We start from the raw sequence: 18,710 nt of genomic DNA, 5'->3' as shown, positions 1-18,710 counted from the left end.
CCGAAAGCGAAAACGGCCGGCGCGCTGGCACCGGCCAAACAGCGGTAATTATACTGGTTTGCCGCAGCCGGGTCACCGCAGCGGGACGCGATCGTTACAAGCGTTACAATCAGCTTCGTCCCCTAGTCATATGCACTGCTGTATACTGCGCGATCACGCCCGCACGCCAGACCTGGAATTAGCATATGAACAAGCGCCCGACGCTCTCTTTGAAGTCCCCCGCCAAGGCGGCAGCGCCCAAGCTGCGCGCCAGCCATGCGCGCGACCTGAAACCGGCGCTGCAAACCAGCTTCCAGACCGGCCTCAAGCCCGATTCGCTGGCCTACAGCCTGATCGGCGCGGCCCAGGCCGTGGCCCAGGTCCGCACCGGCACCAACCTGCCGCAGGCGCTGGCCCAGGTCTGGGCCAAGGGCGACGCCAGCCCGCAGGCGCGCGGCGCGATGCAGGACATCGCCTACCGCTGCATGCGCCAGCTGGGCCAGAGCGAGGCGCTGATCGGCCTGATGGCGCCCAAGGCGCCCGAGCCGCTGGTGGCGGCCCTGCTGGCCTGCGCGCTGGCGCTGATGACGGCGCCGGACGAGGTCCAGCCGTACGAGGAATTCACCGTGGTCGACCAGACCGTGACGGCGGCCGACGCCCATCCGGACACGGCGCGCGCCAAGGGCATGGTCAACGCCGTGCTGCGCCGCTTCCTGCGCGAGCGCCAGGCGCTGCTGGAGTCCGCGCTGATGCAGCCGGTGGCCAAGTGGAACTACCCGCAATGGTGGATCGACGCGGCCAAGGCGGCCTGGCCGCAGGACTGGCAGGGCGTGCTGGCGACCGGCAACAGCGCGCCGCCGCTCACTTTGCGCATCAACGCCCGCAAGACCACGATGGAACAATACCTGGCCACGCTGGAGGCGGCCGGCATGGCGGCCACCCGGATCGGCCCGTACGCGGTGCGCCTGGCCAAGCCGGTCGGCGTGAGCTTGATCCCCGGCTTCGCCGACGGCGTGGTGTCGGTGCAGGACGCCGGCGCCCAGCTGGCCGCGCCGCTGCTCGATGTCCAGGACGGCATGCGGTTGCTGGACGCCTGCGCCGCGCCCGGCGGCAAGACCTGCCACATCCTGGAACTGGCCGACGCCCGCGTGACCGCGCTGGACGCCGATCCCAAGCGCCTGGCGCGGGTCGGCGAGAACCTGGAACGCCTCGGCCAGCAGGCCACGCTGCGCACCGCCGACGCCCAGAGCGCCGGCTGGTGGGACGGCGTTCCCTTCGACCGCATCCTGGCCGACGTGCCGTGCACCGCGTCCGGCATCGTGCGCCGCCACCCGGATATCCGCTGGCTGCGCCGCAAGGGCGACACGCTCCAACTTGCAACACTTTCGTCCAAAATCCTCGACAACCTTTGGCAGATGCTGGCACCGGGTGGTAAATTGCTATTCGTGACATGTTCCTTGTGGCCGCAGGAATCCGAGGCGCAGGCAGCCGCGTTCGCAGTACGCAACCAGGCTGTGCGGCTCGACGCGCCGGGCCAGTTGCTCCCCGCCGGTGGCGCAGGGCAGGATCACGATGGTTTGTTCTACGCGCTGTTCCAGAAAAATGCGTAACCGTTTTGCCTGTTTAGTTGCCGACTTAGGCGCCTCTTTGCTACCGACGGACCTTTTGAGCACCGGCCCCCACGTGACATCACGATTTTTCCGCCTCCTGATCGGACCCCTGCTGCTGATGATGGCCTGCCTGCTGCCGCAGACGGCCAGTGCGGCCGACGGCGTGGAAATCCGCCGCTGGCAGATCGAGGCCAGCGACGACGGCTACCGCCTCAACGGCCGCTACGGCTTCGAGCTGACCCACGACATGGAGGACACGCTGCAATACGGCGTGACCCTGTACTTCACCACCGAGATCGAGTTCACGCGGCCGCGCTGGTACTGGTTCGACGAGAAGGCCATCGTCAAGCGCCAGACCATCAGCCTGTCCTACAACGTGCTGACCCGCCAGTACCATGTGACGGTGGACGGCAACGTGCGCCAGACCTTCTCGTCGCTGGACGACGCGCTGTTCCTGATCCGCAGCCCCAACCGCTGGCTGGTGGCGCAGCGCGGCCAGCTGGAGGTGGGCAAGACCTACAACGTCAAGCTGAGCATGGGACTGGACCCGAACTATGTGTCCAAGCCGCTCAAGGTCACGGCGCTCAACAGCAATGAATGGCGCCTGGCGTCCGACAAGAAAATCTTCCAGTACAAGGCGGAGTAAGTGAGCACTGCCTTGCGGTACTTCTCCGTCGTCGGCGGCGCCATCGTCAGTATCCTGCTGTTCCTGCTCGCTTCGGCGTCCGACAACTCCGGCTTCTTCGACCGCTACTACGCCTGGCTGCTGGGCCTGAACGCGGCGGTGGCCGGCGCGCTGCTGCTGCTGGTGGCGGTGTCGCTGTTCCGGCTGTACGGCCGCTACAAGAGCGGCAAGTTCGGCTCCAAGCTGATGACGCGGCTGGTGCTGCTGTTCGCCGCCATCGGCGTGCTGCCGGGGCTGGTGATCTTTTTGGTGTCGGTGCAGTTCGTCTCGCATTCGATCGATTCCTGGTTCAACGTGCCGGTCGAGGAGGCGCTGGAGTCCGGCATCAACCTCAGCCGCGCGGGCCTGGACGCGGCGCTCAAGGAACTCACGTCCACCGCCAGCCAGACCGTGCAGCAGTTGTCCGAACAGCCCTACGGCACCGAGCGCGCCGCGCTGGCCGGCCTGGTCAAGGAGCACGGCGGCATGCAGAACGCCATCATCGTCGACGGTGACGGCGGCCTGATCATCAGCGCCCGCGCCAGCCGCAGCGGCAACCTCAGCGCCGACCTGCCGACCCGCGAGATGATGGCCAAGGCCAAGGACGGCGACGGCTACGGCGCGCCCGAGGGCGGCAGCGAGCTGCGCAGCAACCTGATCAACGCGCCGGTCAATCCGCAGGACAACGCCACCCAGCTGCGGCTGCGGGTGGTGATGGCCATCCCGGACCGGGTGCAGGCCAACGGCACCCACCTGGCGCCGCGCTACCTGCAGCTGATCCAGCTGGCGCCGGCCCAGCTGGCCGCCGACGGCGAGACCATCCGCAGCGCCTATTCGGACTACAAGGAACGCTTCGTGGCGCGCGTGGGCCTGCGCAAGATGTACATCGTGACCTTGACGCTGACCCTGCTGCTGGCGGTGTTCGGCGCCATCGCCAGCGCGTTCCTGATCGCCAGCGACCTGGCCCAGCCGCTGCTGCTGCTGGCCGAGGGCACGCGCGCGGTGGCCGAGGGCGACCTGTCGCCGCGCCCCATCGTCGCCACCTCGGACGAGCTGGGCACATTGACGCAATCGTTCAACACCATGACGCGCCAGCTGTCGGACGCCCGCAGCGCGGTCGAGCGCAACCGCGCCGCGCTGCAGAACGCCAAGGCCCACCTGGAATCGGTGCTGGCCAATATGTCGGCCGGCGTGATGGTGCTGGACCACGAGTTCCACCTGATCAGCTGCAACGACTCGGTCGAGCGCATCCTGCAGCAGGCCGGCGTGACGATGATCGGCCAGAAGCTCGACCAGATCGAGGGCCTGCAGGAATTCGGCGGCGCCATCGTGGCGGCGTTCGCGGCGCAGAGCGCGCAGTCGGCGGCCGGGCGCAACCTGCAGCGCATGCACTGGCAGCGCCAGATCGAGGTGCCGCGCCGCTCGGCCAGCCTGGACGACAACGACCTGACCCTGCTCACGCGCGGCTCGCGCCTGCCGGTCGAGGGCGGCGGCAGCGGCTACCTGGTGGTGTTCGACGATATCTCGGACGTGATCTCGGCGCAGCGCTCGATCGCGTGGGGCGAGGTGGCGCGCCGGTTAGCGCACGAGATCAAGAATCCGCTGACGCCGATCCAGCTGTCGGCCGAGCGTTTGCAGATGAAGTTGGACGGCAAGCTGTCGGGGGCCGACAATGAATTGCTCAACAAGGGCACGGCCACCATCGTCAACCAGGTGGCGGCGATGAAGCGCATGGTCGACGATTTCCGCGACTACGCGCGCACCCCGCCGGCCGTGCTGGAACCGCTGGACCTGAACGCGCTGGTCGAGGAGATCCTGCATCTGTACCTGCGCGGCGAGGGCGACGACATCATCCATCCGCAGCTCACGCCCGGCCTGCCGCTGGTGATGGGCGACGCCACCCAGCTGCGCCAGGTCATCCACAACCTGCTGCAGAACGCGCAGGACGCGATGGCCGAGCTGCCGGCCGGTTCGCCGCAAGCGCACATTGACGTGATCAGCGAAGCCATTCATTATCAGGGCGCGGACGGCACCACGCGCACGGCGGTGCGGCTGGCGATCTCCGACAACGGTCCGGGCTTCGCGCCCAAGATCCTGGCGCGGGCGTTCGAGCCGTACATCACCTCGAAGGCCAAGGGCACCGGCCTGGGCCTGGCGATGGTGAAAAAAATTATCGATGAACATGGCGGACGGATCGATATCCAGAACCATGTCGATAGAAGTGGCGCGTCGGTATTGATTTTGCTGTTAAAGTTAGCACCGGCGTCGCAAAATACCTGAGAAGCACTGATTAAAAAAATCATTGCCGGCCATGAGCCGGCGAAATGAGGAAGGCAAGGGAAGATGGCAAACATTCTGGTAGTGGACGATGAAATGGGTATCCGCGAGTTGCTCTCGGAAATCTTGAGCGACGAGGGACATGCGATACAACTGGCGGAAAACGCCCAGCAGGCGCGCGAGGCGCGGGCCGGCGGCGCGCCCGACCTGGTGCTGCTCGATATCTGGATGCCGGATACCGATGGCGTCACCTTGCTCAAGGAATGGCAGCGCGACGGCTTGCTGACCATGCCGGTGATCATGATGTCGGGCCATGCGACTATCGATACGGCAGTCGAGGCGACCCGCATCGGCGCGCTCAATTTCCTGGAGAAGCCGATCGCGCTGCAAAAGCTGCTCAAGGCGGTCCAGCAGGGCCTGACCCGCGCGCAGGAGACCGTGCGCGCGCCGGCACTGGCGCCGCGTCCGGTGGCGGCGGCCCAGCCCGAGGAAGCGCAGGGCTTCAACCAGCCCAACCCGGCGGCGGCGATCTCCGTGCGCGGCGGCGCCACCGTGGCCGGCGCCGACAACCACATGTTCAACCTGTCGTTCGACCTGCCGCTGCGCGAGGCGCGCGACGCCTTCGAGCGCATGTACTTCGAGCACCACCTGGGCCGCGAAGGCGGCAGCATGACGCGCGTGGCCGAGAAGACCGGCCTGGAACGCACCCACCTGTACCGCAAGCTCAAGCAATTGGGCGTGGAGCCGGGCAAACTCGCAAAAAAGGGCGCCTGAGCCCGTGACCGGACCCATGTCCACCGGCGCTGCCCCAGTCAAGCGGGCGCCGGTGCCGACCTGGCTGGTGACGGGCTCCCGCGCCACCGAGCGCGAAGCGGCCATCGCGGCGCGCCTGGAAACAGGCGTGTCCTGCGTCGCCATCCTGGAAGGCCTGGCCGATGGCGGTTCGGCGCTGGCCTTCGACGATCCCATTCCCTACGATCCCCCACCGCAAGTGTTGCGTATCGCCCCCGGCTGTCTTCATTGCAGCGGCAATCTCATTTTGCGAGTAACATTGAACCGAGTGCTGCGCCATCCTCCCGCGCGGCTCTACATCAGCTTGGCATCGGCCGAGCACCTCGAGCTGCTGCGTTCCTGGTTGTCCGAGGCGCCCTACGGTGACTTGCTGGATTTGCAATCCGACATCGCGGCCTAAGCCCCGCCCGCTGATCGGCCTTGATTTGGCCTTGAATCGTCCGCTTTCAGCCCCATTTCGGTACTGAAGGCGCAACCGAGTAGTGTTACGCCCCCTTGTGAAAGGAAGCAACATGAACCTCATCTATAACAGCGAGCAATATAGTGTTGTCGAATTTGGCGCGGACCGTACGCTGGACGCGCTGCGTTTCGGCGGCTACGAGATTGTCGACAAAGGCGGCAAGCGCGAAATCTTCATCAACGGCATCTTGGCGCAACATTTCCGCCGCGACGTCAACGAGTTGATCGCGGGCGAGCCGACCATGGCGGAAATCGATGAATTCCTGGGCAGTTACGATGAGCTCATGAGCCAGCCGGTGCTGCTGCACTAAGCAAAGCAGGCGGCGCATGGTATGGTTCTGCTGTAACAACAGAGAACCCGACCATGTGCCAACTTCTAGGAATGAACTGCAATGTCCCGACCGACATTGTGTTCAGCTTTACCGGCTTCGCCATGCGCGGCGGCCAGACCGATACCCACCACGACGGTTGGGGCATCGCCTTTTTCGAGGGCGCCGGCGTGCGCCACTTTGTCGACCACCAGGCCGCGATCGCCTCGCCCATCGCCGAGCTGATCAAACGCTACCCGATCAAGTCCACCAACGTCATCGCCCACATCCGCAAGGCCACGCAGGGCCAGGTGGCGCTGGAGAATTGCCATCCCTTCGTGCGCGAGCTGTGGGGGCAGTACTGGGTGTTCGCCCATAACGGCGACCTGAAGGAATTCGCGCCCGTGCTCAACGGCGCCTACCACCCGGTCGGCACCACCGACAGCGAGCTGGCCTTCTGCTACATTTTGCAGCACCTGCGCGCCCGCTTCGGCGAGCAGCGCCCGCCGCTGGCCGAGTTGCGCGCCGCGCTGGCCGACATGACGCGCGAGATCGCCGGCTACGGCACCTTCAACATGCTGCTGTCGTCCGGCGGCGAGCTGTTCGCGCACTGCTCGACCAATCTGTACTACCTGGTGCGCCAGTATCCGTTCGATACGGCCAAGCTGTCGGACGAGGATGTCAGCGTGGATTTCTCGCAAGTGACCACGCCCAACGACCGCGTGGCCATCATCGTCACCCAGCCCCTGACCACCAACGAGCAGTGGACGGCCTTCGCGGCCGGCGAGCTGAAACTGTTCATCGATGGCGTTCCGCAGGCCGAAAGCTGAGCCAAATTATCCAAGACAGGGCTAGATATTGCTGTCAGAATATTAGTACGGCGAAATACAAGCCCCATGTTTTGTACTGACAGAAGCGATGATCGATCTTACCCTACACGATACCGGCCCCCGGAGCCTGCGCGTGCGCGAGTTCTATCTGGGGCGCCAGCCTATCCTGGACCGCAATCAGACCGTGTTTGGCTATGAGTTGCTTTTCCGCAACGCTCCGGTCGGCCCGGCGCACATCACCAATGAATTGTCGGCCACGGCCGCGGTGATCGCGCACGCTTCGCAACTGGGCATGGAAAAGACCATCGGCGACGCGCTCGGCTTTGTCAATGTGGACGCGGACGTCCTGATGACCGACATTTTTTCCTTCCTGCCGCGCGAAAAAGTGGTGCTGGAAGTGGCCGAAAGCATGCCGCTGACGCCGCAGGTGCTGGCGCGCATGACGGACCTGGCCAGCCACGGCTTCCGTTTCGCGCTGGACGACGTCAGCGGCGAGGGCGTCAACTTGGCCGCACTGTTGCCGCTGACCGACTATGTGAAGATGAACATGCGCGCGCTGCCGCCGTCCACGCTGGCCAGGCTGGCGCCGCGCTTCCAGCAGGACAAGAAGAAGCTGGTGGCCGAAAAGGTCGAGACGCGCGACGAATTCAAATCCTGCGTGGACCTGGGCTTCGATTACTTCCAGGGCTATTACTTCTCCAAGCCGGTCATCATGAGCGGCAAGAAGCTGTCGCCGTCGCAGCTGGCGGTGATGGAGCTGATGACCCTGGTGACCTCGGACGCGGACAACCAGGAAATCGAGCGCGCCATCAAGCGCGACGTGTCGCTGGCGCTGAACCTGCTGCGCCTGGTGAACACGCCGGCGGTCGGCGCGCGCCAGCGCATCGATTCGCTGAGCCAGGCGGTGACGATACTGGGCCGCCGCCAGTTGCAGCGCTGGCTGCAGATCATGCTGTACGCCGAGCCGAGCAAGCGCGGCCACAGCATGACGCCGCTGCTGATGCTGGCGACCACGCGCGGCCGCCTGCTGGAGCTGTTGGCCGGCAAGCTGCGCCCCAGCCACCGCCATGTGGCCGATATCGCCTTCACGGTCGGCATCATGTCGCTGATGGACACGCTGTTCGGCATGCCGATGGCCGAGATCCTGGCGCAGATCCCCGTCAACGACGAGGTGTCGCAAGCCTTGCTGCACCGCGCCGGCTTCTTCGGCGACCTGCTCAAGCTGGCCGAATGCATCGAACGCATCGAGGACATGGACGACCAGATCATGCCGGCGCTGAACGACCTTGCCATCTCCACCGATGAACTGGTGGAGCTGGAGATGTCGGCCTTCGAGTGGAGCGACAACGTGGTGCGCTACGCGCTGTAACGCACCACCGCTTCAGCTCACCGCCTGCGGACCGGTCACGTTGCGTGGCCCGCGCCCGGCCAGTGCTTGTGCAGCTCGGGATCGGTCTGCATCTCCCACAGCGCCAGCACCACCACGGCGATGCCCACCACCACCGAGTTCCACATCAGCTCGCGGTTGTCGGCGATCCGCAGCACCCACGGGGACACCGCGATCCATATCCCCACCAGCAAATTCAGCACCACAGCCCAAAAGTAGGTCTTGTACAGATCGAAGGCCGCCAGGATCGCCACCACCGCGCCGGAAATGAACGCGGTCCACGCCTGGATCGACGGTATCGGATATGCAAACACCCACGGTGAAATGAAGAACCACAGCCCTAGCAGCAGGATCACCTGATCCTGCCAGCGTTTGACGGTTGGATTGGTTGCCATATGCGCCTCCCTGGTCACAAGTCAAAATGCCGCCGGCTGGCGACGTTCATTCTTAGGCTGCCCGCAAACGTAAAAGTTCACTCGCCCGCCGCGATGGGCTTGCCATAAAAGTATCGCACCGCTATGCTTGCCGCTTATCGAAAACACACGACGGGATGGCGTATGGCATCGGTTTTACTCAGCGTGAATCAGGTCTCCAAATCGTATGGCGCGCGCAAGGCGGTCGACGGCGTGTCGTTCCAGGTGCAGCAGGGCCAGACCATTGGCCTGATCGGCCCCAACGGCGCCGGCAAGTCCACCACGGTCGGCATGATCTGCGGCCTGCTGCGCAGCGACAGCGGCGGCATCGTCATGGATGGCGAGGCTATTGGCCAGGGGCCCAGCGAGGCCAAGCGCAAGATCGGTTTCGTGCCGCAGGACCTGGCGCTGTACGAGGACCTGTCGTCGCTGGAAAACCTCAAGCTGTTCGGCGCGCTGTACGGTCTCAAGGGCGCGCTGTTGAAGCAGCGTTGCGAACAGGCGCTGGCGCTGGTCAACCTGGCCGACCGCGCCAACGACAAGCCGTCCACCTATTCCGGCGGCATGAAGCGGCGCCTGAACATCGCCGCCGCGCTGCTGCACGATCCGCAGTTGCTGATCCTTGACGAGCCCACCGTCGGCGTCGATCCGCAAAGCCGCAACGCCATCTTCGACACGCTGGAGACGCTGAAGGCGCAGGGCCGCTCGCTGATCTACACCAGCCACTACATGGAGGAAGTGGAGCGGCTGGCCGACCACATCGTCATCATCGACCACGGCAAGGTGCTGGCCGATGAAACCCCGGCCGCGCTGTACCACCGCTTGCCGGCGCAGGCCGCCTTGCACGCCGAGCTGGCCGCCGCGCCGCCGGCCGCGCTGCTGTCGGGCGTGCGGGCGCTGCCCGGCGTGACCGGCGTGCAGGGCGAGGGCAACGCGCTCGACATCGGCCTGGCCGACGCCACGCACGCGCCAGCCACGCTGGCCTGGCTGGTGGAGCAGGGCGTCACGCTGCTGCACTTCGCCACCGCCAAGACCTCGCTGGAAAACATCTTCCTCAACCTGACCGGCCGCAGCCTGCGCGACTGATAGGAATCCCCATGACTGCATTGATCGCCCTGGTCCGCAAGGACCTGATCCTCTACATCAACGACAAGCGCGCGCTGATGCTGCACCTGCTGATGCCGGTCATCCTGGCGGCGTTCTTCGGCTCGCTGTTCGGCGGCGGCTCGGAGGCCAAGACCAGCAAGATCGACGTGGGCCTGGTGCAGCTGGACCAGTCCGACAGCGGCAAGAAAATCGCGGCCGGCCTGAAAGCCGACAGCGCGCTCAATATCGTCGAGCTGAGCGCCGACGACGCCAAGGCCAAGGTCCGCGCCGGCAAGCTGCCGGTGGCGGTGGTGATCCCCGACGGCTTCGGCGAACAGGCGGCCGACGCGCTGTTCGGCGGCCGGAACAAGCCGCAGCTGCCGGTCTACTACGACCCGTCGCAATCGACCGTGCTGGCCATGGTCAAGGGCCTGTTGACGCAGCAGGTGATGCAGGTGACCAGCGCCGCCGTCATCAGTCCCAAGGGCGCCAGGACCACCGAGAAGCAGCTGGCCGCGCTGCGCGCCAGCACCGACAACAATCCCGATAACGCGCAGTTGAGCGACTTCCTCACCAGCCTGAAGAAGTTCCAGGACCAGCGCGCCGCCGCCGAGGCCGAGAGGGAAGCCGCCGCCAAGGTCAGCGGCAAGCCGGCACCGGCCGCCGAGCCGGTCGGCATGACCATGCCCTACACCACGCAGGACCAGGCGCTCAGCAGCGGTCCCAAGTACAACGGCTACGCGCACTCGTTCGCCGGCATGGGCGTGCAGTTCATCCTGTTCATGGGCATCGACATGGGCGTGGGCATTTTGCTGGCGCGCCGCACCGGTGTCTGGAACCGCCTGCTGGCGGCGCCGGTGTCGCTGACCACCGTGCTGGGCGGGCGCGCCATCTCCGGCGCGCTGATCGCCATGGGCCTGATGTGCGCGATGTTCCTTTGCGCCATGCTGATCTTCAAGGTCGAGATCGGCAGCCTGGGCGGCTTCCTCGGCATCGCGGCCAGCTTCTCGCTGATGACGGCGGCGTTCGGCCTGCTGATCGCCGCCTTCGGCAAGACGCCGGAAGCGGCGCGCGGCATCGCCGTTTTCGCCACGCTGATCATGGTGATGCTGGGCGGCGCCTGGGTGCCGTCGTTTGTCTTCCCGGAATGGGTGCAGCAGTTCACGCTGGTGGTGCCGACCCGCTGGGCGATCGATGGCTTCGACGCCGTCACCTGGCGCGGCCTGGGCCTGGAGGGCGCGCTGATGCCGATCGCCGTGCAACTGGGCTTCGCGGCCGTGTTTGGCGGCATCGCCGGTTGGAAATTCCTCAGCGACCACAAGTAGCATGCCGCGTTAAAGTTTCCGTAAATCAATCCGATACATAAGGATACAAATCGTTTTGTGAGTTTTTTGAATGCCGTTATCCGTCAGAGCGCTGATCGCGCATTGCGTGAACCAGGTGATCCGTCAGTATTACCCCGAGCAATATTGTTCGTTGTGCCACGTTTACGCTGTCATCGGCTCCAACCTGGCCAGCATCGTGCTGGGGCGGGTGTACCGGCCGGTGGCGGGACTGGCCGCGGTCGATTGCGGCGGCGGCCAGTTGATGCGCATGATGGATAACTCGGCCTTCGCCAATCCGGCCGGCGGCTCCTATCACTGCTGGATCGAATCGGCCGATGACCTGGTCGCCGAGTGCGAGGTGATTGATTTGACGTTCCGCCACAACCACGTCTACGCGGTCAAGAACGGCTACGGCTGGCAGCGCGAACTGCCGCCGGATTTCCTGTGGGGGCCGCGCAGCGACATCGTGGTGCAGGCGCCGCCCGACGCGATTCCGTCGGCCTTCCCGGACGGCACCGTATGGCTGCACGAAACCGACGAGGGCTGGCAGTGGATGACGCAGCAATTGCTGGCGCATCAGAACGCCTTCGTGGCGCTGACGGCGGAGGCCTTGAGACTATTCCAGGCCAGCCTGCCGCCGGACTCCAGGCTGCTGCCGCAGCCGGCCGAGGCGCTGGCCACCATGGCGGTGGCCGAACTCTGAATCAGGACAGGTTGGGCGCCAGCCAGCGTTCCACCTCGGCCTTGTCCACGTGGCGGCGGGCGGCCATGTCGTTCACCTGATCCTCGCCGATTTTCCCCACCACGAAGTACTTCGATTCCGGGTGCGCGAAGTAGAAGCCCGATACCGCCGCGCCGGGATACATCGCGTAGGACTCGGTCAGCACCATGCCGATTTCCTCGGCCTGCATGGTGTTGAACATCTCGCGCTTGACGGTGTGCTCCGGGCAGGCCGGGTAGCCTGGCGCCGGGCGGATGCCGACATACTTCTCGGCGATCATGTCGTCGTTGCTCAGCGCCTCGCCGGCGGCATAGCCCCACAGGTCGGTGCGCACGCGCTCGTGCAGGTATTCGGCGAAGGCTTCGGCCAGGCGGTCTGCCAAGGACTTGAGCATGATCGACGAGTAGTCGTCGTGCGCGTCCTCGAAGCGCTGCTCGTACTTCTCGATGCCCAGGCCGGCCGTCACGGCGAACATGCCAATGTAGTCCTTGATGCCCGACTCTTTAGACGCGATGAAATCGGCCAGGCACTGGTTCGGGCGCTGCACGCCGTCCACCACCGGCTTGACGCCTTGCTGGCGCAGGCCGTAGTAGGTGAAGTCGACGGTGCTGCGGGTGTCGTCGGTGTAGATCTCGATGTCGTCGTCGTTGACGCTGTTGGCCGGCAGCAGCGAGACCACGCCGTTGGCGGTCAGCCAGCGGCCGTCGATCAGCTTCTTCAGCAGCGCCTGGCCTTCGGCGTACACCTTGGTCGCTGCCTCGCCGACCACTTCGTCGGTCAGGATGGCGGGGAAGGGGCCGGCCAAATCCCAGGTCTGGAAGAACGGACCCCAGTCGATGTACTTGGCGATGGTGGCCAGGTCGACGTTCTTGAACTCGCGGCGGCCGATGAACTTCGGCTTGACCGGCGCGAACGACAGCTTCATCTTGTTGGCGCGCGCATCCTTCAGCGACAGCATCGGCAGCGCCTTCTTGTTGGCGTGCTGTTCGCGGATGCGCACGTAGTCCTGCTCGATCTCGTCGATGTACTGCTGGCGGCTTTCGGGCGTCAGCAGCGACTGCGCCACCGACACCGAACGCGAGGCGTCCGGCACGTACACCACCGGGCCCTCGTAGTTGTGGGCGATCTTGACGGCGGTGTGGGCGCGGCTGGTGGTGGCGCCGCCGATCAGCAGCGGGATCTTCATCATGCGGAAATGCTCGTCGCGCTGCATTTCCTTGGCCACGTGGGCCATCTCTTCCAGCGATGGCGTGATCAGGCCGGACAGGCCGATGATGTCGGCGTTTTCCAGCTTGGCGCGCGCCAGGATCTCGGAGCAGGGCACCATCACGCCCATGTTCACCACTTCGAAGTTATTACACTGCAGGACCACCGAGACGATGTTCTTGCCGATGTCGTGCACGTCGCCCTTGACGGTGGCGATGACGATCTTGCCCTTCGGTTTGGCGACGATGCCGGTGCGTTCTTCCTCGGCCTTCTTCTCCTCCTCGATGTAGGGGATCAGGTGGGCCACGGCCTGCTTCATCACGCGCGCCGACTTGACCACCTGCGGCAGGAACATCTTGCCCTGTCCGAACAGGTCGCCGACGATGTTCATGCCGTCCATCAGCGGGCCTTCGATCACGTGGATCGGACGGCCGTTGGCGGCCAGCACCTGCTGGCGCATCTCCTCGGTGTCCTCGGTGATGAACTGGGTGATGCCATGCACCAGCGCGTGCGCCAGGCGCTTCTCGACCGGGGCGTTGCGCCATTCGAGGTTCTGCGCGTCCTGCTTGCCGGCGCCGGCCTTCAGGGTGCCGGCGATGTCGATCATGCGTTCGGTGGCGTCCTCGCGGCGGTTTAGCACCACGTCCTCGACGCGCTCGCGCAGCTCGGCCGGCAGGTCGTCGTACACGCCCACCATGCCGGCGTTGACGATCCCCATGGTCATGCCGGCCTTGATGGCGTGGTACAGGAACACGGTGTGGATCGCCTCGCGTGCCGGGTCGTTGCCGCGGAAGGAGAACGACACGTTCGACACGCCGCCCGAGATCTTCGCGTGCGGCAGGTTGTCCTTGATCCAGCGGGTGGCGTTGATGAAGTCCACCGCGTAGTTGTTGTGCTCTTCGATGCCGGTGGCGATGGCGAAGATGTTCGGGTCGAAGATGATGTCTTCCGGCGGGAAGCCGACCGTGTTCACCAGCAGCTTGTAGGCGCGTTCGCAGATTTCGATCTTGCGCTCGAAGGTGTCGGCCTGGCCTTTTTCGTCGAAGGCCATGACGATGACGGCGGCGCCGTAGCTCAGGCACAGCTTGGCCTGGCGGATGAATTCCGCCTCGCCTTCCTTCATCGAGATCGAGTTGACGATGGACTTGCCCTGCACGCACTTCAGGCCCGCCTCGATCACCGGCCATTTCGACGAGTCGATCATGATGGGCACGCGCGAGATGTCCGGTTCGGAGGCGATCAGGTTCAGGAAGCGCGTCATGGCCGCCTGCGAGTCGAGCATCGCCTCGTCCATGTTGATGTCGATGACCTGGGCGCCGTTTTCCACCTGCTGGCGGGCCACGCTGAGCGCTTCGTCGTACTGCTCGTTGAGAATCATGCGCGCGAAGGCCTTGGAGCCGGTGACGTTGGTGCGCTCGCCGACGTTGACGAACAGCGAGTCGTCGTCGATGGTGAACGGCTCCAGGCCGGACAGGCGCTGCGCCACCGGCACCTGCGGCACGGTGCGCGGCTTGACCGTGGCGAGGATCTCGCCGATGGCCTTGATGTGGTCCGGCGTGGTGCCGCAGCAGCCGCCGGCGACGTTGATGAAGCCCGCCTCGGCGAACTCCTTCAGCAGCGCGGACGTATCGGCCGGCAGTTCGTCGAAGCCGGTGTCGCTCATCGGGTTGGGCAGGCCGGCGTTGGGATAGATGCAGACGAAGGTGTCGGCGATCTGCGACAGCTCCTCGGCGTAGGGGCGCATCAGCGCCGCGCCCAGCGCGCAATTGAGGCCGATGGTCAGTGGCTTGGCGTGGCGCACCGAGTTCCAGAACGCCGGCACGGTCTGGCCGGACAGGATGCGGCCGGAGGCGTCGGTCACGGTGCCGGAGATCATCAGCGGCAGGCGTGGCACGCCGGGGTTCTCTTCGTAGAATTTGTCGATCGCGAACAGCGCGGCCTTGCAGTTCAGGGTGTCGAAGATGGTCTCGACCAGCAGCACGTCGACGCCGCCTTCGATCAGGCCCTTGGTCTGCTCGTGGTAAGCGTCGACCAGCTGGTCGAAGGTGATGTTTCGGGCGGCGGGGTCGTTCACGTCCGGCGAGATCGACGCGGTCTTGGGCGTCGGCCCGAGCGCGCCGGCCACGAAGCGCGGCTTGTCGGCGCTGGTGTACTTGTCGCAGGCGGCGCGCGCCAGCTTGGCCGCTTGCACGTTCATCTCGTAGGCCAGGTGGCCCATGTGATAGTCGTCCTGCGCGATGGTGGTGGCGCCGAAGGTGTTGGTTTCGATCAGGTCGGCGCCGCCGGCCAGGTAGCGCTCGTGGATCTCCTGGATCACTTGCGGCTGGGTCAGCGTCAGCAGCTCGTTGTTCCCCTTGACGAACAGCTCGCGCGCGCCGCTGTCGGCCGGCGCAGCGAAGTCGATGAACCGGCCGTTAGGGCCGCCGCGGTAGGCGGTTTCGTCCAGCTTGTACTGCTGGATGATGGTGCCCATCGCGCCGTCGAGGATCATGATGCGGCGCGCAAGGATCTCGCGCAGCTGGGCATCGGTCTTGGACATGACGGGGCGGGACACGTTGTTATTCATTTGTTACTTTCTGAGGTCGTGGGCGAGCGCGCCGGGGATGGCTGGCGGCCTAAAATTATACGGCATCACGGAACTTGCTTCAGCGGACTGCCGCAACGCAGCAACAATCTGCCAAATTTGCTTGCTTTTACATCGCGCCGCTTTGCGACACAGTGTGATACCCAGGCACTACAGTGCGCAATCCTCCTGCAACATGGCGCCGGGAGAATGGGCTTTCCTCCATTCACCGCGCGCCACGATGAAAATCTCCGTCATAATTTCGGCGCACCGCAAAGGGCGCGAGCTCGAATGCGTGCTGACCGGCTACGCCATGCAAAGCCGCAGGCCCGACCAGGTCATTATCGCGCAGGACGGTCGTGATCCGGCGATCGGCGCCGCGCTGGAGGCGGTGCGGCGGCGCGGCTGGGCCATTCCGCTGCTGTACCAGAACCAGGAGCAGCGCGGCTTCGGCAAGTACCGCGCCCTCAACCGCGCGGTATTGGCCGCCACCGGCGACCTGCTGCTGTTCACCGACGGCGACTGCGTCCCGCGCGACGACTATGTGGCCAACTTCGTGCGGCTGATGCGGGGCGGGATTTTCTTGTCGGGAGGAAGCCACGTCAGCATCCCGGAAGCCTACCATCTGCGGCACGACCTGCTGGAGGCGGTGCGCGACCAGAGCTTGTTCGATTACCGCTACCTGAGCGCGATACCCGGCTTTTGCAAGAGCGCCAGCCGGCTCACGCGCAAGCGCTGGCTGGCCCGCGCGCTGGACCTGCTCACGCAGCGCAACGCCTTCAGCGGCTCCAACAGCTGCGCCTGGCGCGACGACGTGCTGGCGGTAGGCGGCTTCGACGAGCGGATGGCCTACGGAGGCGGCGACCTGAACATGGGCTTGCGGTTGAACCACATCGGCGTGCGCGGCGTGCGGGCGCGACATACGCTGGTCAGCCTGCACCTGGACCATGAGCGCAGCTACTACTGCGCCGACAAGGAGCGCGCCAACCACGACTGGAACCGGCAAGTACGCCAAAGCCGCCTGGTGCTGCCGCGCGAGTCGCAAATTTGCGAAAGCTTTGCCCAACTTGTCTGAGGCGTACCGCTGATCTACCGCAAGTGAGCACCCAGCAGCCGCGCGCACACTTTTGATGGCGCGCGCAAGTACTGCGCGTTCTATACTGTGATGGAGCGACTATGCTCTATGAATGGGACGAGCGTAAAAATCAGCGCAACATCAAGAAGCACGGGGTCAGTTTTGAAGACGCTTCCGCTATTTTTGAGCATACGACGCTGACCTATTTTGACCCCAATGCTGGGCATGACGAGGACCGCTACATCGCCATCGGACTTAGCGGCGTCCGCATGTTGACGGTTGTTTTTACAGAGCGGGGCGACGATACCGTCAGAATTATCTCGGCCAGAATGTCGTCGCCGTCCGAGGAGAAGCGATATGAACGAGGCTATTGATTTCAGCGATATTCCCGAGCTTGATGACGAGTACTGCAAGGACGGGAAGATGCGGCCGCCGCTGACGCAAAAGAATACGGTACTTTTGGATCACGATATCTACGAGTGGTTCAAAAGTAAGGGGCCGGACTATCAGCAGCGGATTAATTTACTGTTGCGTAGCCATATGAAGCAGTAACGGGCCGGACGGAAAACTCCTATCTCGGCGTTGCGCCGGCGAAGAACATTTCGGTGGCGCGCTTGACCATCGCGCGGATTTCCGGCTGCGACAGCGGTGGCGGGTTGCGCTGGTACAGGCGCACGTCGGCTTCCGCCGTCAGCAGCGCCAGGAACTGTTGCGCGGTCACCGGCGGATCGGCCCGGCGGATGTCGCCGCGCTCCATGGCGCCCGACAGCACCGCCGCCAGCGTTTCCACCGAAGTCCTGGGGCCGGCGTCGTAGAACAGCTGGCCGACGTCGGAGCGGCCCGCTTCGGCCACCACCATGCGGTACACCGCCAGCGCGCTCTTGTCGTTGCCCATCACGCCCAGCATCCGCTCGCCGAAATGCTCCAGCGCCGCCTCCAGCCCGGCCAGGCTGGTCGGCGCGGTCGATAATTCCCGCGTCGCGTCGGCCAGGTGGCCGGTGGCGCACGATTCCACCACCGCCATGAACAGCGCCTCCTTGGACGGGAAGTAGCCGTACAGCGTGACCTTCGATCCTCCCCAGCGCTTCGCCACCTCGCTCATCGTCGCGCCTTCATAACCTGCCTCCTGAAACAGCGCATCGGCTGCCTCGACGATGGCCTTGCGGCGCGCCTCGGTACGTACCTTCATTCCTGCTCCATATCTGAACCCCGTCGTACATTTTATGCGCAAAACACGCTTGACAGTAGTGGCTGATCATTCAATACTGTACGCATGTGTTCAGTTTTGGAAATCCTGGACGCCCGCCTTCTTCCCCTTCAAATAAGGTCTCGCCATGCACTCATCGCTCAAAATGCAGCTTCCGCTCGTCCTCGTCCTGTGCGGCGCCATCGCCGGTTGTGCCACCACCCAGCCGGTCCCATATGGCGGACTGGCGTCCGTGGAGCAGCTGCGTCCCAACGCCGGCGACAAGACCGGGCGCGTACCCTACAGCTATTCGACGGCCGTCACGCTGCGCGATTATTCAAGCATCATCATCGATCCGGTGCAGGTCTATCGCGGCCAGGACAGCCAGTTCGAGGAGGTGACGGACGACGAGAAGGCCATGCTGGCCGCCTACATGCAGGGCGAGTTCGAATCGCGGCTGCGCAACCGCCTGCGCATCAGCCGCGACGCGGGCTGGAAAACGCTGCGCCTGAAGCTGACGCTGACCGGCGCCAAATCCAGCACGCGCTTCCTCAGCACCGTCTCGCGCTTCGACCTGGTCGGCGGCCCGTACAACCTCGTCCAGAGCATCCGGGGCAAGGAGGGCGCGTTCACGGGATCGGTGAGCTACGCGGTGGAGCTGTACGACGCCAGCACCAACCTGCTGGTGAGCGCCTACATCGCCAAGCAGTATCCGAGCCCGATGAACATATCGGCCAGCCTGGGCACGATGGACGCGTCCAAGGCCGGCATACGGAACGGCGCGGACGAGCTACTCGCCGCGTTCAATTGAAAACATCTATACTTGCCG

Annotated in this window: 18 protein-coding genes; 15 read left to right on the top strand and 3 right to left on the bottom strand. The window is 64.8% G+C overall.

The window, feature by feature from the left end:
• Positions 1–185: 185 nt before the first annotated feature.
• The 8 genes from rsmB (at position 186) to GTP90_RS12935 (ending at position 8,288) form a co-directional block, all read left to right on the top strand.
• The gene (gene rsmB, locus GTP90_RS12970) at positions 186–1,589 is read left to right on the top strand and encodes a 16S rRNA (cytosine(967)-C(5))-methyltransferase RsmB (protein WP_161083938.1); all 1,404 of its coding nucleotides are present in this window, start codon (positions 186–188) and stop codon (positions 1,587–1,589) included.
• Positions 1,582–2,235 carry a DUF4390 domain-containing protein gene (locus GTP90_RS12965; protein ID WP_161083937.1) on the top strand — a complete coding sequence of 218 codons (654 nt, stop codon included), beginning with the start codon at positions 1,582–1,584 and terminating at the stop codon, positions 2,233–2,235. Before rsmB ends, GTP90_RS12965 begins: the two co-directional genes overlap by 8 nt.
• Positions 2,236–4,533 carry a sensor histidine kinase gene (locus GTP90_RS12960; RefSeq protein ID WP_161083936.1) on the top strand — a complete coding sequence of 766 codons (2,298 nt, stop codon included), beginning with the start codon at positions 2,236–2,238 and terminating at the stop codon, positions 4,531–4,533.
• Positions 4,534–4,596: 63 nt separating this feature from the next.
• A complete protein-coding gene (locus tag GTP90_RS12955) occupies positions 4,597–5,304 on the top strand; it encodes a response regulator (protein ID WP_117012845.1) in 708 nt (235 codons plus the stop codon).
• A 4-nt stretch (positions 5,305–5,308) separates the two neighbouring features.
• A complete protein-coding gene (locus GTP90_RS12950) occupies positions 5,309–5,722 on the top strand; it encodes a GTPase (protein WP_161083935.1) in 414 nt (137 codons plus the stop codon).
• A 112-nt stretch (positions 5,723–5,834) separates the two neighbouring features.
• Positions 5,835–6,092, top strand: coding sequence for a BTH_I0359 family protein (locus tag GTP90_RS12945; RefSeq protein ID WP_117012847.1), 258 nt, complete (start codon positions 5,835–5,837; stop codon positions 6,090–6,092).
• 53 nt (positions 6,093–6,145) lie between these two features.
• Positions 6,146–6,919 (top strand): class II glutamine amidotransferase, encoded by a 774-nt coding sequence (locus tag GTP90_RS12940; protein ID WP_161083934.1) that lies wholly within the window; start codon positions 6,146–6,148, stop codon positions 6,917–6,919.
• A gap of 88 nt (positions 6,920–7,007) precedes the next feature.
• Positions 7,008–8,288, top strand: coding sequence for an EAL and HDOD domain-containing protein (locus GTP90_RS12935; protein ID WP_161083933.1), 1,281 nt, complete (start codon positions 7,008–7,010; stop codon positions 8,286–8,288).
• Positions 8,289–8,323: 35 nt separating this feature from the next.
• Here GTP90_RS12935 and GTP90_RS12930 read toward each other — a convergent pair whose 3' ends face one another.
• Positions 8,324–8,701 (bottom strand): SPW repeat protein, encoded by a 378-nt coding sequence (locus GTP90_RS12930; protein WP_161083932.1) that lies wholly within the window; start codon positions 8,699–8,701, stop codon positions 8,324–8,326.
• Between the two features lie 162 nt (positions 8,702–8,863).
• Between GTP90_RS12930 and GTP90_RS12925 the strand changes: the two genes are divergently transcribed.
• The 3 genes from GTP90_RS12925 (at position 8,864) to GTP90_RS12915 (ending at position 11,833) form a co-directional block, all read left to right on the top strand.
• Entirely contained in the window at positions 8,864–9,805 is a 942-nt protein-coding gene (locus GTP90_RS12925; protein WP_161083931.1) for an ABC transporter ATP-binding protein, read from the top strand.
• An 11-nt stretch (positions 9,806–9,816) separates the two neighbouring features.
• Positions 9,817–11,130 carry an ABC transporter permease gene (locus tag GTP90_RS12920; protein WP_161083930.1) on the top strand — a complete coding sequence of 438 codons (1,314 nt, stop codon included), beginning with the start codon at positions 9,817–9,819 and terminating at the stop codon, positions 11,128–11,130.
• A 70-nt stretch (positions 11,131–11,200) separates the two neighbouring features.
• The gene (locus GTP90_RS12915; RefSeq protein WP_161083929.1) at positions 11,201–11,833 is read left to right on the top strand and encodes a hypothetical protein; all 633 of its coding nucleotides are present in this window, start codon (positions 11,201–11,203) and stop codon (positions 11,831–11,833) included.
• Position 11,834: 1 nt separating this feature from the next.
• Here GTP90_RS12915 and metH read toward each other — a convergent pair whose 3' ends face one another.
• Complete coding sequence (gene metH, locus GTP90_RS12910; RefSeq protein WP_161083957.1) at positions 11,835–15,596, bottom strand: methionine synthase; 3,762 nt, start codon at positions 15,594–15,596, stop codon at positions 11,835–11,837.
• A 265-nt stretch (positions 15,597–15,861) separates the two neighbouring features.
• Between metH and GTP90_RS12905 the strand changes: the two genes are divergently transcribed.
• The 3 genes from GTP90_RS12905 to GTP90_RS12895 all read left to right on the top strand — a co-directional run bounded on the left by GTP90_RS12905 (position 15,862) and on the right by GTP90_RS12895 (position 17,247).
• Complete coding sequence (locus GTP90_RS12905) at positions 15,862–16,695, top strand: glycosyltransferase (RefSeq protein ID WP_161083928.1); 834 nt, start codon at positions 15,862–15,864, stop codon at positions 16,693–16,695.
• Between the two features lie 101 nt (positions 16,696–16,796).
• Positions 16,797–17,069, top strand: a complete 273-nt coding sequence (locus tag GTP90_RS12900) for a BrnT family toxin (RefSeq protein ID WP_161083927.1) — start codon at positions 16,797–16,799, stop codon at positions 17,067–17,069.
• The gene (locus tag GTP90_RS12895) at positions 17,053–17,247 is read left to right on the top strand and encodes a BrnA antitoxin family protein (RefSeq protein WP_161083926.1); all 195 of its coding nucleotides are present in this window, start codon (positions 17,053–17,055) and stop codon (positions 17,245–17,247) included. Before GTP90_RS12900 ends, GTP90_RS12895 begins: the two co-directional genes overlap by 17 nt.
• 19 nt (positions 17,248–17,266) lie before the next feature.
• Here the strand turns inward: GTP90_RS12895 and GTP90_RS12890 are convergent, their stop codons facing one another.
• Entirely contained in the window at positions 17,267–17,884 is a 618-nt protein-coding gene (locus tag GTP90_RS12890) for a TetR/AcrR family transcriptional regulator (protein WP_161083925.1), read from the bottom strand.
• A gap of 145 nt (positions 17,885–18,029) precedes the next feature.
• On the opposite strand from GTP90_RS12890, the gene GTP90_RS12885 reads away from it, so the two are divergent.
• Entirely contained in the window at positions 18,030–18,692 is a 663-nt protein-coding gene (locus GTP90_RS12885) for a DUF3313 domain-containing protein (protein WP_161083924.1), read from the top strand.
• Positions 18,693–18,710: the final 18 nt, after the last annotated feature.

The organism is Duganella vulcania, assembly GCF_009857655.1.
Classification (GTDB): domain Bacteria; phylum Pseudomonadota; class Gammaproteobacteria; order Burkholderiales; family Burkholderiaceae_D; genus Rugamonas; species Rugamonas vulcania.
This window is presented reverse-complemented; position numbering and strand designations above follow the sequence as displayed.